The 15,565-nt window shown below is 40.2% G+C and carries 14 protein-coding genes; 11 read left to right on the top strand and 3 right to left on the bottom strand.

Annotated elements, in window-relative coordinates; translation table 11 throughout:
* Nucleotides 1-62 precede the first annotated feature (62 nt).
* The 6 genes from PP2015_RS12700 (at nucleotide 63) to tyrA (ending at nucleotide 5,868) form a co-directional block, all read left to right on the top strand.
* Complete coding sequence (locus PP2015_RS12700) at nucleotides 63-2,180, top strand: TonB-dependent hemoglobin/transferrin/lactoferrin family receptor (RefSeq protein WP_058030696.1); 2,118 nt, start codon at nucleotides 63-65, stop codon at nucleotides 2,178-2,180.
* 233 nt (nucleotides 2,181-2,413) lie between these two features.
* On the top strand, nucleotides 2,414-2,662 hold the full coding sequence (gene rpsP / locus PP2015_RS12695) for a 30S ribosomal protein S16 (RefSeq protein ID WP_058030695.1): 249 nt from the start codon (nucleotides 2,414-2,416) through the stop codon (nucleotides 2,660-2,662).
* A 17-nt stretch (nucleotides 2,663-2,679) separates the two neighbouring features.
* Nucleotides 2,680-3,213, top strand: a complete 534-nt coding sequence (rimM, locus tag PP2015_RS12690) for a ribosome maturation factor RimM (RefSeq protein WP_058030694.1) — start codon at nucleotides 2,680-2,682, stop codon at nucleotides 3,211-3,213.
* A complete protein-coding gene (gene trmD, locus PP2015_RS12685; protein ID WP_058030693.1) occupies nucleotides 3,214-3,981 on the top strand; it encodes a tRNA (guanosine(37)-N1)-methyltransferase TrmD in 768 nt (255 codons plus the stop codon).
* Between the two features lie 33 nt (nucleotides 3,982-4,014).
* Nucleotides 4,015-4,374 (top strand): 50S ribosomal protein L19, encoded by a 360-nt coding sequence (gene rplS, locus PP2015_RS12680; RefSeq protein ID WP_058030692.1) that lies wholly within the window; start codon nucleotides 4,015-4,017, stop codon nucleotides 4,372-4,374.
* Nucleotides 4,375-4,731: 357 nt separating this feature from the next.
* Nucleotides 4,732-5,868, top strand: a complete 1,137-nt coding sequence (gene tyrA, locus PP2015_RS12675) for a bifunctional chorismate mutase/prephenate dehydrogenase (protein ID WP_058030691.1) — start codon at nucleotides 4,732-4,734, stop codon at nucleotides 5,866-5,868.
* 203 nt (nucleotides 5,869-6,071) lie between these two features.
* Here the strand turns inward: tyrA and PP2015_RS12670 are convergent, their stop codons facing one another.
* A complete protein-coding gene (locus PP2015_RS12670) occupies nucleotides 6,072-7,223 on the bottom strand; it encodes a chorismate mutase (RefSeq protein ID WP_058030690.1) in 1,152 nt (383 codons plus the stop codon).
* Between the two features lie 255 nt (nucleotides 7,224-7,478).
* Nucleotides 7,479-7,682 (bottom strand): hypothetical protein, encoded by a 204-nt coding sequence (locus PP2015_RS22090; protein ID WP_227009228.1) that lies wholly within the window; start codon nucleotides 7,680-7,682, stop codon nucleotides 7,479-7,481.
* On the opposite strand from PP2015_RS22090, the gene PP2015_RS12665 reads away from it, so the two are divergent.
* Nucleotides 7,681-10,530: an EAL domain-containing protein gene (locus tag PP2015_RS12665; protein ID WP_227009229.1), complete on the top strand. Its 2,850-nt coding sequence runs from the start codon at nucleotides 7,681-7,683 to the stop codon at nucleotides 10,528-10,530. The two genes, PP2015_RS22090 and PP2015_RS12665, sit on opposite strands and share 2 nt — an antisense overlap.
* A 25-nt stretch (nucleotides 10,531-10,555) precedes the next feature.
* Here PP2015_RS12665 and PP2015_RS12660 read toward each other — a convergent pair whose 3' ends face one another.
* A complete protein-coding gene (locus PP2015_RS12660) occupies nucleotides 10,556-10,885 on the bottom strand; it encodes an SUI1 family translation initiation factor (RefSeq protein ID WP_058030688.1) in 330 nt (109 codons plus the stop codon).
* Between the two features lie 201 nt (nucleotides 10,886-11,086).
* Here PP2015_RS12660 and PP2015_RS12655 point away from each other — a divergent pair, with 201 nt between their 5' ends.
* The 4 genes from PP2015_RS12655 (at nucleotide 11,087) to PP2015_RS12640 (ending at nucleotide 15,478) form a co-directional block, all read left to right on the top strand.
* Nucleotides 11,087-11,392, top strand: coding sequence for an STAS domain-containing protein (locus tag PP2015_RS12655; protein WP_058030687.1), 306 nt, complete (start codon nucleotides 11,087-11,089; stop codon nucleotides 11,390-11,392).
* A gap of 18 nt (nucleotides 11,393-11,410) precedes the next feature.
* Complete coding sequence (locus tag PP2015_RS12650; RefSeq protein WP_058030686.1) at nucleotides 11,411-13,075, top strand: ATP-binding SpoIIE family protein phosphatase; 1,665 nt, start codon at nucleotides 11,411-11,413, stop codon at nucleotides 13,073-13,075.
* A gap of 423 nt (nucleotides 13,076-13,498) precedes the next feature.
* Nucleotides 13,499-14,167, top strand: a complete 669-nt coding sequence (locus PP2015_RS12645; RefSeq protein ID WP_193330508.1) for a GAF domain-containing protein — start codon at nucleotides 13,499-13,501, stop codon at nucleotides 14,165-14,167.
* A 120-nt stretch (nucleotides 14,168-14,287) separates the two neighbouring features.
* Nucleotides 14,288-15,478, top strand: coding sequence for an amino acid aminotransferase (locus PP2015_RS12640; RefSeq protein WP_058030684.1), 1,191 nt, complete (start codon nucleotides 14,288-14,290; stop codon nucleotides 15,476-15,478).
* Nucleotides 15,479-15,565: the final 87 nt, after the last annotated feature.

Below are 15,565 nucleotides of genomic sequence, written 5' to 3'. Positions count from 1 at the left end.
AATTTAAAATGTGATTATAGTGCTCTCGAAATTGATTCGTTCTTCCTGTTTGAGGTAAAAAAATGTTTAAGAAGACACCCATTTCGATCAGTATTACTGCAGCTGTATTAACTGCATCATGTTCGTTTATTGCTGCGGCTGAAGAAGCTCAGTTTGAAAAGCAAAGTGAAGTTATTGTTGTATCAGGCTCTAGAATTGAGCAAAAACTGGTTGATGTTGCGGGCTCAGTGAATGTCGTTACTGAACAAGAAATTGAACGTGAGTTGGCAGTGGACTTAAATACTGCATTTAAGTATCAAACAGGGATTACAACATCGGGCTCTACAGGTGAAGCTCAAGCGCTCAATATTCGAGGCATCGGTGGAAACCGTGTGGTTTATATCAAAGATGGCCGACGTATAAACGATGCCTATGCAGGCGGCGGTGGCCTGATCATTGGTCGTGGATACTTTGATATTGATAACGTTCAACAAATTGAAGTAGCTAAAGGTGCTGCGTCCTCTTTATATGGTTCTGATGCGCTTGGTGGTATTGTTGTTATCTCAACCAAGGACCCGTCAGATTATTTGGCGAATGACACCACATATGCACAATTAGGGTTAGGTTACTATGGCGTTAATTCTGAAAAGAGCTTTTCAGCTACGTATGCTCAAAAAGTAGGTGAGATGAATGCGACATCGATTCAATTAACGAGAAGAGATGGTAAAGAAGCGCAAAATTACCAAGAAAATCTCCCTGGCTTTGATTACACCTCGAATGCTGTGTTGATCAAATCAGAATTTGATATTTCAGACAACGAACGTTTATTGGCAACGGTTGACTTTTTTGACCAAGAAACAAAGCAAGTAATAGCAGCCACAATTAATGAGACAACGGATCAGAATGAAAGCCTATCTTTGTCTTTAGCATTTGATAGCGCGAGTGCGACTGCTTTTTACGATAATTTGAAGGCACAAGTCTATTACACCGACTTTGAGCAGAAGAGTGACCAACTACGCGCAAATGACGGTAGCCGCAGCAGAACCGGCCCTTATACCGATTACAACGACTATCGCTTCGAGCAGTCTATTTTGGGGGCTCGAGTTGTATTAGATAAAAACTTAGAAGTAGCAGGGCTAAACCACCAATTCGTTTATGGTTTTGATTACGATAGTTACGAGACAGCTAGACCACGATATAAAACACGACTTGATGCGCAAGGGAACAAACTACTTGATAAAGAAGGGCAGAAAACTTTCCCTGGTGCAGATACAAGTATGCTCGGGATATTTTTTCAGGACAACATCACGCTTATACCTGATTCTTTAGACCTTAATGCAGGTATTCGTGTAGACAGGTATGACATGACGCCTAAAAAAGATGCCTTGTATGAGGGGACAGAGTTTTCTGATATTACAGAAACGGCCTTATCACCAAAACTTGGTTTAGTTTATTCTTTTTCTGACAACCTTAATCTTGTTGCACAATACGCTCGAGGTTTTAAAATTCCACCGCATGACCTTGCATATCAAAGCCATGGTGTTGAACCGTTTTACCAGATTTTACCAAACTCAGATCTAAATCCTGAAACCAGTGACAGTGTTGAGTTTGGCGTTAAAGGTGATTTTGAATCACATGGCTTTACCATTACCTTGTTCAATACAAAATTCGAGGACTTCATAGGTAATAAGGTTGTGCGTGTGGAACCAAGTACCATTCCAAACATGCCACCCAAAACATATTATCAATATCAAAATATCAGTGAAGTTGAAATAAAAGGGATCGAGACAACTTATACAGTGTGGGTTAACGATAATGTCTCGTTTGATACAGGTCTTACTTTTATAAATGGTAAAGATAAAGAAACCAACGAGTACTTAAATTCAATCAGCCCGATGAATGGCTTTGTGAAAGCCCGTTATGAAAAAGGTGATTGGTCAGTCACAGGAGCGTTTAAGTTTGCTAAACGCATGACAAAGGTACCAAATAACGACGTGGTTCAAACATCAGGGTGGGGGACTGTTGATTTATTTGCTGATTATGACTTTGGTGTAGTGAAGTTGAATGCCGGCATATTCAATTTATTTGATAAAGCATATATCCCTTATGAAAGTGTTGCAGGACAGGCAGCTGACGCAGATTTAACACAGTTTACGCAGCCAGGAAGAAACTTTGCTCTCAATGCAAAAATGACATTTTAAGGCGAGTCTACGTTACTAGGCTTAAAAAACGGATGTGAGTTTCCACATCCGTTTTTTGTTCGTATGACAAATTTATTAAGCTTTTCAACTACCAAGCAATTAAAGGGTGCGTGCTTAATACAATAAAATCCAAAACAAACTTGCATTGTTGAAAAAAACTCGTACAATTCCCCAGCTTCCCAAATTGGGAAGTAAATCTTATTAATGAAAACAGTCAACTAATTGAGGACGGTATGGTAACTATTCGTTTGCAACGTGGCGGCGCTAAAAAGCGTCCATTCTATCAAATCGTGGTTGCGGATAGCCGTTTCTCACGTGACGGTCGTTTCATCGAGAAAGTAGGTTTCTTTAACCCAATCGCTGCGGGTCAAGAAGAGAAATTACGTTTAGATTTATCACGTGTTGAGCACTGGGTAGGTCAAGGCGCATCTCTTTCAGATCGCGTAGCTAAGTTAGTTAAAGACGCTCGTAAAGCGGCTTAATAGGCGTAAGTGTAACCATGAGTCAAGAAAACACCTCGATTATTGTAGTAGGTAAGCTTGGTGCCCCTTATGGTATTAAGGGCTGGCTTAAGGTGCATTCATTTACTGATGATCCCCAAGGGATCTTCGAATTCAGCCCATGGTTGATAGGGCAACAAGGTAAATGGCAATCTCTTGAAGTGAGTGACTGGCGTCGCCACAACAAGGGCTTTATCGCCAAGTTTGCGCAAGTAAACGACCGAGACGAAGCAATGGCTTTGACCAATGTGGAAATTTCAGTTGATTCGGCGCAACTTCCTGAGCTCCCTGAAGGTGAGTTCTATTGGCGAGATCTTATCGGCATGTCTGTTGTAACTGATAAAGGTTATAATTTAGGCACAGTCGATGACTTGATGGAGACTGGCTCAAACGACGTTTTAGTTGTGAAAGCAAATAAAAAAGATGCGTTTGGTCAATCAGAAAGATTAATTCCGTTTTTAACTGATTCAGTTATCAAGGGGGTTAATCATGAAGAAAAAGTAATTACTGTAGACTGGGATCCAGGCTTTTAAATGAGCCAGCAAAAACCATTATGGGTCGGTGTTATTTCACTGTTTCCCGAAATGTTTGATGCGATTACCCAGCAAGGCGTAACGGGACGCGCTGTTAAAAACGGTTTAATCGAGTTTAACAGTTGGAATCCACGTGACTATGCAACTGATAAGCATAGAACCGTAGATGACAGGCCTTATGGCGGTGGTCCGGGCATGTTGATGATGGTTGACCCATTAAAACAAGCGATTCTTGATGCCAAAGCGGCAGCAGGAGAAAACGCCAAAGTAATTTATATGTCCCCTCAAGGGCGAAAACTAGATCAGCAAGGTGCGACTGAATTAGCTGCATCAGAAAAACTGATATTAGTTGCGGGTCGTTATGAAGGTATTGATGAGCGGATCATCGAGTCTTATGTAGACGAAGAATGGTCCATCGGCGATTTTATTCTCAGTGGTGGTGAACTACCAGCCATGACACTAATCGACGCAGTTGCGCGTTTGGTGCCAGGTGTTTTAGGTCACAACCAATCAGCTGAGCAAGACTCCTTTTCGGATGGCTTGTTAGATTGTCCTCATTATACACGGCCAGAAACATTGGATGGCAAGCAGGTGCCTGCTGTATTACTCAGCGGAAACCATAAAGAGATAGCCAAATGGCGGCTTAAGCAGTCATTAGGCAGAACTTGGCTTAGACGTCCTGACTTGTTGCGTAACCTAGCTCTGACTGAGGAGCAAGCCATGTTACTTGCTGAATTTCAGCGAGAACATGAACAAGCTTGTGGCTAGAAGACAGTTACACCTAGGAATGTGAGAAATAAAATGGCAAAAGTAAACCAAAATATTATTAAAGAGCTTGAAGCTGAACAGCTTAAGCAAGACGTACCTGCGTTCGGCGCTGGTGATACAGTTGTTGTACAGGTACGCGTTAAAGAAGGTAACAAAGAGCGTCTACAGGCCTTTGAAGGTGTTGTTATCGCTAAGCGTAACCGTGGTCTACACTCAGCTTTCACAGTTCGTAAAATCTCGAGCGGTGAAGGTGTTGAGCGTGTATTCCAAACGCACAGCCCACTAGTAGATAGCATCACAGTTAAGCGTCGCGGTGCAGTTCGTCGCGCTAAGCTTTACTACCTACGTGAGCGTTCAGGTAAATCAGCACGTATTAAAGAAAAACTTAATTAATACGCGCGTTTTACTACGCTTTAAAAACAGGCCACTCTTTGAGTGGCCTGTTTTGGTTTATATACCAAAAAACCATATCGCACTTTGTGATGTCATAGACTTATACCAACCCTCAAGAATACTCAATTATTTCTAGGGACTAAAACTGACGCTAGCTTCGTTGAAAATTTCTTATTTAGAACAACTAAATAAGAAATTTTCGCCTTGCTATCGACGAGTTTTCCTTGCCTCAAAATAGATTACTTAATTAAGAGGATTGGTATAAATTTAATTCATCTCTTCACTTTTATCTGCCATGCCATCCTGTTAGACTAGTTGTAATTATTTATTTACTGGTGTTCATAAAAGTTTACAGTTATGACGGGTGAGCAAACATTAGCACAACTTAGAGCCGGCATTGATGAATGCGACAGTCAGCTCGTACAACTCCTTGCTAAACGCAACGCATTAACATCTCAAATTGGTGCCATCAAACAAGAAATTGGCGCGCCTTTACATGCGCCTGACAGAGAAAGCCTCTTAATTGAAGCGAGAAGGCAGCAGGCTGAACAACACAACGTAAACCCAGATCTAGTTGAAGATATGCTTAGACGCATGATGCGTGAGGCGTACGAAAATCAGCAAAGTAAGCTTGCCTGTAAAGCGCCAGAGTTATCACCTGTTGTGATTGTCGGTGGTGAAGGGGCAATGGGTCAGCTATTTGCTAAGCAGCTTACTCGCTCAGGGTATGAGATTCGTATTTTGGACCGAGCGCAACAAGCCGATGCAGAGGCAATATTAACTGGGGCTAAATTGGTGCTTGTGAGTGTGCCAATTAACGCTTTGGAAGAAGTCGTCTCGTCACTGCCTGCTTTACCTGATGATTGTGTCTTAGTTGATATTACCTCCGTTAAGCAAGCACCTTTAAAAGTGCTAATGGATAAACATACGGGCCCAGTCGTTGGTCTTCACCCAATGTTTGGCCCTGATATTTCTCATTGGGTAAAGCAAACTGTTGTGGTGTGTTCTGGGCGAATGCCAGAAGCATGCTCTGGTCTACTTGAACAGTTAAAAGTATGGGGTTGCCAGTTAGTAGAAATGGATGCGAAAAAGCACGACCAAGCTATGCAGATCATTCAGGTTATGCGTCACTTAACCACGTTCGTCTATGGCCAGTTTTTGGCGAAGCAATGCCATACATTAGAAGAGCTTCGAAGCTGCTCTTCACCTATCTATCAACTTGAATTAATGATGGTCGGCAGGCTATTTGCTCAGTCTCCAGAGTTATATTCGGACATTATGTTAGCGCAATTTAATGACGTAGAAGGGTTATTAGCGAGTTATCAAGAAACCTTTGAGTTAACGCTAGATAAACTTAAAGCGGGCGATAAAGCGGCATTGATTGATTCGTTCTCAGAAGCAAAACACTATTTCTCGGGCTGTGCAGAGCAGTTCTTAAAGCAAAGTCGTGGTCTGCTTAATAAAGCCAATGATGCAAAGGTGTTAGATATATAACGTTTATACCAATCCTCAATAATACTCAATCATTTTGAGGGATTAAAACTGACGCTAACTTCGTTGGAAGTTTCTCATTTGAGCAACTAAATAGATCGCTTAATTTAGAGGAATGGCATTAAACGAGCACTCCTTAATAAAGGTTAATATATTAAAAAGGCACTTCAGAAAAGTGCCTTTATCAATTAACTTAATGGTGTATTTTAAACTTCGACGGCTTGCATAGACTCACTTTGATAGCACCCTAAAATGCGTACAAATTGAGTATGATCTTTAAGCTCTTCAAGGGCATTCTGTACATGCTTTTCTGCCGTATTAGCAAGTAAGTCAACATAGAATACTTCTTCCCACGGGTTACCCGGTACAGGGCGAGATTCCAACTTCACCATATTGATGTTATGGGCTTTAAAGACCATTAGTGCATCGGCCAAAGAACCAACCTGCTGCTTGGTTGCCATAATTAGGCTTGTTTTGGTTGGGATCTGAGTTGACACTTGCAATGCTTTTCGCGCCACAACAATAAAGCGACTGTGGTTTTCAGTTTGATTCGCAAGCCCTGCTTTGATGACTTCAAGGCCGACATTTTTACCGGCCTGCGCAGAGCCAATGGCAGCGCTATTTGGTGTTTCTGATACTTGCTTTAAGGCACTTGACGTCGAATCGCAGGTTTCATGCAATACATTATCTAACCCTTGAATGAAGCGGCTACATTGTGCAAACGGCTGAGGGTGAGCAAATATTTTTTGAATGTCACTTAACTCAGCGCCGGGGGCTGCCAGTAAGCAGTGCTCTACAGAGTGTGTGACTTCACCAACTATAGTGACTTGAGCATGTTGTAGTAAATCAAATACCTCGTTGATGCTGCCTGAGCTGGTATTCTCAATTGGTAAAAGACCATAATCAGCTTGGCCTTTTTCAACATGTTGAGTAATTTGTTCAAAGCTCTGACAGCCCATTTCAACTAATTTACCCGGTCGGCGGCTAAAGTATTTGTGGCAGGCTAGTTGGCTATATGAACCTTGGCCACCTAAATAAGCAACACGATGCGTGTCACTCAATGAATCAGGGTTGAGGCTTTTTTGTAATAACGCCTGTTGATTTAAAACCGAATCTTCCAAAATAGTTTGAAAAACACTGTTTACATAAAACGCATCAAGACCGAGAGACTTGCCATAGTTAATCAGCTTTTCTAGTAAAGCCTGTTCACGTTCTTCGTCACGAACAGGTTTATTGTTCGTAATTTTGTATTCCAAAACACTGTGGCTAATACGGCGGCGTTTTGCAAGCAACACCATTAAGTCTGAATCGATTTCATTTATATCTTTGCGTAAAGCATTCAAAGTATTTTCTGTCATAGGTCCTCACTCCCAGCGGCAAAAAAAAACCTCCCAGTTGGGAGGCTTATCTATTCGTAATTACGCGCAAACAGGTAAGCCTCTTCATCTAAAAAAGAAGCTAAAAAAGAAAAAATTGTTGCGTGTAATAGAAATTGTCATTTTTTAATTCAAAAAACTAAATGATTAGAATACATTATTAACACAGGGTAAAGTGTCATACAAGCACTACCTTAGTCTTTGTTGGTAATTTTTCATGCTTATGTAGCAAGATTGTTAGCGCTGTCCTTGGCGAATAGCAAAACAATCTGATATATTGGTCGAAGTATATTGATATAAAAATAACAATTTTAATAAGGGTTTAGCAGTGGTCAATCGTCGACCCCCTTCAAGATTTGGTTTTAATTCTTTAAGCGTCAAACTCTCGATTCTAATTTCGGCGGTGTGTTTGGTCGCGGGGATTTTTGCTGCTGCTTTCATGTTAAAGTCAGAAGAAAAGCAACTTGTTTTCGAAGAGTATGCAGATCTCAAACGCTTTAGCACTCAAGTTATAAATCAATTTTCTAATTATCTTGGATTAAAAAAGAGCCTTTCGGAGCAAACTGGCGCCGTTGTAACAAAGCATCTTTTTTATGACGACCAAACGATTCAAAATCACTCTCCTTCTACAATTAAATTCAGAGATGGCGCTTATCGCAGCACAGCTTCAAATGGACTAACTGCAGCATATTTTACGGGGGAGTCATTAGATGAACAGCAAAAGCAGTTTTTTGCCCGTTCAGAAGCATTATGGGACATTATTGCACCGCCCTTATTACAAGACTTCTTTAACTTCTACATGGTGACAAACAGTCAGTTTGTCAGAATATCTCCGCCAAATACGCTATTGAATACAGCGCCTAAAAAAGGGCTTTTCGATGGTCAAACAATTGCCCAGCTTAAACAAGAACTCAATCCAACGAGAGAAGCAGTTTGGTCTAAAGTGCATTACGATGATGTCTGGAGCAAATGGGTTATCAGTATCTTAGTACCCCTTTACTATGAAGAAGAGTACCAAGGTTATATTGGCACTGACATTAGTATGGTAGACCTACTTAAACATTTACCTGTGCCGACAACCAATCAAGGATATTTAATCTTTGATGGTCAGGGTAATATTTTAGCGGCTCCAAACTTACAAAAAATCTTTAATACAGGGGCCGCGATAAGTCGAAATGAATTAACGCCAGAGCTTGCAAAAGTTGTGGATGATACGTTGAAATTTAAGCTTCCTGACAGACAGTCTATGTTTGATCTGAAGGGGGAAACTCATCTTATCAATGTTACCCAACTCACCGAATTGGGTTGGTATGTTGGCATCTATAAAAAACGTGATTCAGCACTTGCTGCCCTCGAGGAGTTAAAAGTTAAGTTCTTTGGTCTATTTGTGCTTTATGCCATGTTTGTAGCCTTATTGCTCCATCAGGTGCTTTATAAGCTTGTATTGCAGCGTATTAACAATACGGTTGGAGCAGTGAAAGACTTTGGTCGTGGACAATGGGACATGCCAGCTATGCCCAATAATAACGATGAGATTGGCCTTTTAAATGCCACTTTCAATGACATGGGCAAAGAAATTAAAACCTTGGTAACTGGTTTAAACAATAAAATAACCGAAAAAGAGATAGCACAAAAAGCAGCCGATAGGCTTTCAAAAGCAGTTGAGTTCTCAGGCACTGCTGTGGTGATCACCAATGAGCATTTTCAGATTGAATATGTAAACCCGAAAATGCAAGAAATGACTGGCTACAATGAAGCACATTATGCTCGTCAGCCATTACTCAGCATTATTTCAAAAGAGATGTCGATTCTAATTGAAGACATCGACCTTGATCTACGAAGCAGAAACTACTGGCGTGGTGACACCATCCTCCAAGGGGTAACAAATGAACCTATTTGGGTCAGTTTGAGTATTTCGCCGATACGTGATGAAAGTGGCCATATTTCAAGTTATGTAGCCTCAGCTCAAGATATCTCGTTTGTTAAAGAAAGTCAGAGAAAAATGGAAGAGCTAGCATATTTTGACACTTTAACTGGGCTTGCTAACCGTACATTCTTTAGGATGCAATTGAAAAAGTCGATGGCATTGGCAGAACGTGGTCATTATGCATTTGCACTTTTCTACTTTGACTTAGACGAATTTAAACGTATTAACGATACCTTGGGGCATGACGCAGGTGATCGCTTATTGGTGGAAGTAGCCGATCGACTTAAGACTCGTCTTAGAGCTGAAGATACAATTGCACGATTAGGTGGTGATGAATTTGCCGTATTGTTAAGTGGCATTGAGAAACGAGATAATGCGATGGATGTGGCTCAGATGATCCAACGTACACTGAATGTCCCAATTAAATTAGATAATAATGAAGTGATAGTCAGTGCGAGTATCGGTATTACTCTGGCGCCATTTGACAGTAAAGAAGAAGAGCAGCTTCTTAAACATGCTGATTTAGCGATGTATGAAGCAAAAGCGAAAGGGCGAAATACTTTCCACTTCTACTCTCAAGAGCTAGATGAAGCTGCTAATGAGCGTTTATATATAGAAAATGAATTACGGTTAGCTATTCGTGATAACCAATTCACTTTACATTACCAGCCGCAGGTTGATTATCGTAATAATGAGGTAGTTGGGTATGAGGCGTTAATTCGCTGGGAGCACCCTGAAAGAGGACCAATTCCACCGACAAAATTTATTCCTATTGCAGAAGCTACGGGGTTAATTGTTGAGCTTGGAGAATGGGTGCTTGAGGCCGCCTGTCGCTTCTCGGTAAAATTACAAAAGCAAGGTAAAGTTGGAAACATGTCAATAAACCTGTCAGCGAGACAGTTTAAAGACAGTAATATGAAACGTGTTTTATCTGACGTGTTAGCACGTACAAATATGCCACCTAAGTTATTACATCTTGAGCTTACTGAGAGTATGCTTATGGGCGATGTCGAAGCGGCAATTTCGCAATTGCATCAAATTAAAGCTTTAGGGGTTTCTCTGTCTATTGATGACTTTGGTACGGGTTATTCGTCTTTGAGTTATTTGAAGCGTTTCCCTGTAGATATCTTGAAAGTAGACCGCTCATTTGTGAAAGACATTCCCGAAGACCCTAATGATATGGAAATCACAGCTGCTATTATTGCTATGGCACAGAAACTTAATTTAGAGGTTGTAGCTGAAGGCGTAGAGACAAAGGAACAAGTAGACTTCTTAGCGAATAATAATTGTTATGTGGTACAAGGTTATTACTATAGCCCGCCGATCCCGGAACAGAGTGTCGAAGTCTTTAAAGTGCAGTAATTGAAGTATAGAAAAAAGTGGGGGATTAACCCCCTGCAATTTTGACCTTAAACTTCATTGCTTCTAGTATTTGCTTTAGTTTATCTCGGTCATCTCCTTGTATTTCTATGACGCCTTCTTTTACAGCCCCGCCTTGACCCATTTTACTTTTTAGTGTTTTAGCAAGCTTCTTCAGGTCATGCTCAGCAGGATCAATACCCACAACTAACATAACACCTTTCCCTTTACGACCTTTAGTTTGTCTTTCAATGCGAACAGCACCATCTTTAAATAGACGGACTTCAGGTTCGTTTTTCTCACTTTCAGGTTTAATACGGCCTAATTCAGTTGAATAAACAAGATTATTTTCAGACATTTTTCAGTGCTCTTTTAATTCCATCCCTAAATAATAACAGTTTCAAAGAGTGCATTGAATACATGCTGATAGTGGTATGATTTTTCTGCATTAAAATAAATTTTGAGAATAAGTTCGATATTTTTTGGCGATTATTTCTAAACAAGTTATATTTAAGAACAACGGATGAATAACAAATTCGAACCATATTAGGAGGTTATAATGAGTTTGAGCAAAAGCGCTTCTGCCGATGGCAAAACGTTGACGATACAGATAAAAGGAAAGTTTGATTTCAATTTGGTTCAGTCTTTCCGTCAAGCGTATGCAGAGGTGGATGGGCAAACAGATAAGGTGATTATCGATTTGCGAGAAACTGATTATATGGACAGTTCAGCACTAGGTATGCTTCTAAATATGAAGAAGACTCTCGGTGAATCTGTGTCGAGCATTACAATCAGTAACTGTCGACCTCAGTTGAAGAAAATACTGCAAATTTCACGTTTTGATAAAAAATTTGATATTGACTGATAAAGATAAGATCCTACCTTGCGAATTTTAGTCGTTGATGACCAACCCTTAAATTGCACCTTGCTGAAAACCATGCTCGAGCAACAGAGTTATCAAGTCGAGGTTGCAAGTAATGGTCAACAGGCACTTGAGAAGTTAAACGAGTATTCAATAGATATTGTTTTGCTCGATGTCATGATGCCTGTCATGGATGGTTTTGAAACAGCGCCACTGATCAAACAGCAAGCAGGGGATGTTTATTTACCTATCATTTTTATCACTGCCTTAGAAGATCATCAAAGCTTTGAAAAATGTTTAGAGGTAGGCGGCGATGACTTTATTCACAAGCCGTTCGACAAAATCATTCTCTCCGCCAAAATTAAAGCGCATGCAAGAACTCGTCGTTTAAGCCAAGAGGCAAATAGGCAAAAGAAAGAGCTTGAATACCACTACAATCAAACTGAGCGCGAGCATGAAATTGTAGAGCATATTTTTAGCAATGCGCTCTCTCAGCAAAAGAATTTTCCTAACATCTGTGACTTCCATCTATCACCAGCATCTATGTTTAATGGTGATATGTTCTTAATGGCACAGAGCCCACTTGGTGGTTTTTATTGTTTGCTTGGTGATTTTACTGGCCATGGTTTAGCTGCTGCAGTAGGGGCGTTACCTGCATCTCGTATTTTCTATGCGATGGTGGCGAAAGGCATGGCGGTCAGTGATATTGCATATGAGCTCAATAGTGCATTAGCTGAGTTATTGCCCGGGCACATGTTTTGCGCAGCTGCAATTATAGAGTTAAGTGAATCAGGGCGAAGTGTCTCAGCTTGGTTGGGCGGTATACCAGATATTTATGTAATTGATAAAAGTGGTTTGGTTGTTAAGACACTTGAGTCACAGCATATGGCGTTAGGTATTTTAGAAGCTGATGAGTTTGAGAGGAATATTGTCCATTTTGAGGTTAATGACGCTCACCGGCTTGTTATGGCAACAGATGGCATTGTTGAGACTGAGAGCAAGCAAGGTGAAATGTTTGGCGAGGAACGTTTAAAAGCAACACTGGCAAGCACAACAAATATCGGCACTGAGGATATTATCTCTCAAGTTCATCAGTTTTCTGGTCACAGTGAGCAACAAGATGATTTGAGTATAGCGATTATTAATTGTGTAGCTAATCCATTGATCATCAATTCAGAAGCAACTTACTCCCAATTACCTTTTAATTTTCATGTTGCGCTAAACGCGGAGCAAATGAAGCGAAATGATCCTATTTTAGAACTGGTTAATATGCTGAGTACTGTAGAGGGGGTCGATAATCATCGTTCAAATATTTTTCTCCTACTTTCTGAGGCCTATAACAACGCATTAGATCATGGCGTATTAGGGTTAGACTCAGAAATAAAAAATCAAGAAGATGGTTTCTTTATTTTTTATCAAATGCGTGAAGAAACTTTGGCAAAATTACAAGATGCACAAATTGAAATTAGTGCTAGTTATGAACCAGACCATCAGCAAGTTAGATTTACCATTACTGACTCTGGAACAGGGTTTCATGTCAAACAAAATAGCAGCACCTCTCTATGCCAAGAGCATGGCAGAGGAGTGGGACTTTTAAACGAAATAGCTCATTCTGTGTCTTACAACGAAACAGGCAATTGTGTTGAGCTTATTTATTCACTGAATAATAATCCCTACATTTCTTAACTCAATTAGTATGTTTGCTATTGTTCAATGGCTTACTTCAAATATTCCTTCTTTAGGCTAGAAAAATTTCCAATATCGCTTCAGTCTTTTTAAAGGCTAAGCTAACACCAATTCTCAATCACTTTGAGGAACTAAAACTGACGTCGTTAAAAATTTCTTTTATAACAATTAAATAGAAAGGTTTAGCCTAGTCTAAATATAAGTAGGTAGCTCCGCGATAGCAGGACGTGTGAGCGGTGCTATCGACCGGTTTTCCTTACTTCAAAATAGAACACTTAAATAAGAGGATTGGTATAAAACGCTTTTCGAAATTAAATCACGTTTTATCTGGTCTTTAATGTTTCTCAATGAATTGGTTTTGTACCTTTGCAAAGCTAATTTTGTGTGTTAAGTTTCAGGTATCTGGATGTTTGGATGGCTAAAATGATTTCTTCTTATCTTTCACTTTCGGGCGTAACAACATCGCCTACACTAGTTGAACAAGCGTTAGCGGAATTAGATGCATTTCTAAATTCTGAACAAGGCACTGCGGATGTGGCTTGGTCTTATTTGATCCCTGAATTAGGAGAAGGCGGAAGCTGTAGCTTGTTTGGCCAACTACAAGATGCGCCTTTTGAATTAGAAAGCTACATCAACAATAACCAAGAAAATAACGTGTTATTGGAAAAACTCAATGCGATAGTGCAATTCGTTGTTGATAAAACACAAGTAGATTGGTTTGGTATTTATGCAAATACCTTAACCCCTGAAGGTGAGCAGTTACTTAAACTGGCTTATCATGGTGCGCCTAGTCGTCCTTTGTTCCCACTAACAGAAAACTTTGCAAAGATAAGTAATAACGTACAAGTTGCCTTGTCTTCTAAAGGGCGAGTTGTGAATGATGTCGCTGAATATGTAGCACAAGGTGGTGAGTATTATACCTGTGATCCTAAAGTACAATCTGAAGCATGTTTACCTATGTTTGATAACATTTCAGGCTGTACTGGTATCATCGATGCAGAGGCGTTCTCAACTGGCATTTTTGATGAACAGGTGTTGGCAGTTTTAGTTGCCGCCTGTATTAGAATTCCTCAGTATTTACCGCGTTCGTAGCACTCGAGTTCTTAAAATTTTATGTTACTATTAACGCAGTTTTAACCCCGGGTTATGCCTTGTAAATACTCTGCGCGTTTATAAGGCACACTGACAAATAACTAAATTAAGAGATGACCTATGTTCTCAGAATTAAAACCGTTACCAACTGATCCAATTTTGGGTCTTATGGCTGCTTACAAACAAGATACTAACCCTAATAAAATCGATCTTGGTGTTGGTGTTTACAAAGATGAGCAAGGTAATACCCCTGTACTACGAGCTGTAAAAAAAGCTGAAGCATTTCGTTTAGAAAACGAAACCACTAAGTCTTACATTGGTCTTGCTGGTAATTTAGATTTTTGTCAGAAAATGGAAACCCTGCTATTAGGTGAACACAGCACATTGCTTGCAAACCGTGTTCGCACTGCACAAGCGCCAGGTGGTACAGGTGCACTACGTGTTGCTGCTGAGTTCATCAAGCGTTGTAACACTGATGCGACTGTATGGGTAACAACACCAACTTGGGCTAACCACATCAGCTTATTTGAAGCGGCGGGCCTAACAGTTAAAGAATACCCATATTACGACTACGAAAATAAAGGCTTGTTGTTTGATGAAATGATCGACACGCTTAAACAAGTACCGAAAGGCGATGTGGTTCTTTTACACGCTTGTTGTCACAACCCAAGCGGTATGGACTTAAACGAAGAACAGTGGAAAATCGTTGCTGAACTAGCAAAAGAAGTGGGTTTCACACCGTTAATCGACATTGCTTACCAAGGTTTTGGTGCAAGTCTTGACGAAGATGCAAAAGGCTTACGTTTATTAGCCGATGCAGTTGATGAGCTTATCATTTGTTCTTCATGTTCTAAGAACTTTGGCCTTTACCGTGAGCGTATCGGTGCATGTTCAATCATTGCTAAAGACAGTGCGAATGCTGATATTTCTAACTCGGTATTATTAAGTGTTGTTCGTAGTATTTACTCAATGCCACCAGCACATGGTGCAGACATCGTAAATACGATTTTAGGTAGTACAGAACTAACACAAGAGTGGCATGATGAGCTTGATGAAATGCGTAACCGTATTAATGGTCTACGTACATTGATCAAGGATAGCCTTGCAGCTCAAGGTGTAGCGCAAGACTTCTCTTTCATTGATAAGCAAAACGGTATGTTCTCTTTCTTAGGTATTAATAAAGAGCAAATCGAGCGCCTACAAAAAGAATACGCAATCTATATTGTGGGTTCTAGCCGTGTAAATGTTGCAGGCGTGAGCCAAGCTAACATTGAGTACTTCTCGAAAGCGGTAGCTGAAGTATTAAAATAATTAAGCTCTAAGCTTAATAAATGCCACTTAGTAATAAGTGGCATTTTTGTTTCTGGATTATGCTTTCCTTTGTTTTTAAGTGAATGC

This window comes from Pseudoalteromonas phenolica, from assembly GCF_001444405.1.
In the GTDB taxonomy this organism is placed as follows: domain Bacteria; phylum Pseudomonadota; class Gammaproteobacteria; order Enterobacterales; family Alteromonadaceae; genus Pseudoalteromonas; species Pseudoalteromonas phenolica.
Note: the sequence above shows the minus strand (reverse complement) of the source record. Positions and strands in the feature narration are given on the sequence as shown.

Bases quoted from the DNA above. Each gene is read 5' to 3' on its own strand.
- PP2015_RS12700 (WP_058030696.1), top strand. From the start codon at position 63: ATGTTTAAGAAGACACCCATTTCGATCAGTATTACTGCAGCTGTATTA.
- rpsP (WP_058030695.1), top strand. From the start codon at position 2,414: ATGGTAACTATTCGTTTGCAACGTGGCGGCGCTAAAAAGCGTCCATTC.
- rimM (WP_058030694.1), top strand. From the start codon at position 2,680: ATGAGTCAAGAAAACACCTCGATTATTGTAGTAGGTAAGCTTGGTGCC.
- trmD (WP_058030693.1), top strand. From the start codon at position 3,214: ATGAGCCAGCAAAAACCATTATGGGTCGGTGTTATTTCACTGTTTCCC.
- rplS (WP_058030692.1), top strand. From the start codon at position 4,015: ATGGCAAAAGTAAACCAAAATATTATTAAAGAGCTTGAAGCTGAACAG.
- tyrA (WP_058030691.1), top strand. From the start codon at position 4,732: ATGACGGGTGAGCAAACATTAGCACAACTTAGAGCCGGCATTGATGAA.
- PP2015_RS12670 (WP_058030690.1), bottom strand. From the start codon at position 7,223: ATGACAGAAAATACTTTGAATGCTTTACGCAAAGATATAAATGAAATC.
- PP2015_RS12665 (WP_227009229.1), top strand. From the start codon at position 7,681: ATGTTAAAGTCAGAAGAAAAGCAACTTGTTTTCGAAGAGTATGCAGAT.
- PP2015_RS22090 (WP_227009228.1), bottom strand. From the start codon at position 7,682: ATGAAAGCAGCAGCAAAAATCCCCGCGACCAAACACACCGCCGAAATT.
- PP2015_RS12660 (WP_058030688.1), bottom strand. From the start codon at position 10,885: ATGTCTGAAAATAATCTTGTTTATTCAACTGAATTAGGCCGTATTAAA.
- PP2015_RS12655 (WP_058030687.1), top strand. From the start codon at position 11,087: ATGAGTTTGAGCAAAAGCGCTTCTGCCGATGGCAAAACGTTGACGATA.
- PP2015_RS12645 (WP_193330508.1), top strand. From the start codon at position 13,499: ATGATTTCTTCTTATCTTTCACTTTCGGGCGTAACAACATCGCCTACA.
- PP2015_RS12640 (WP_058030684.1), top strand. From the start codon at position 14,288: ATGTTCTCAGAATTAAAACCGTTACCAACTGATCCAATTTTGGGTCTT.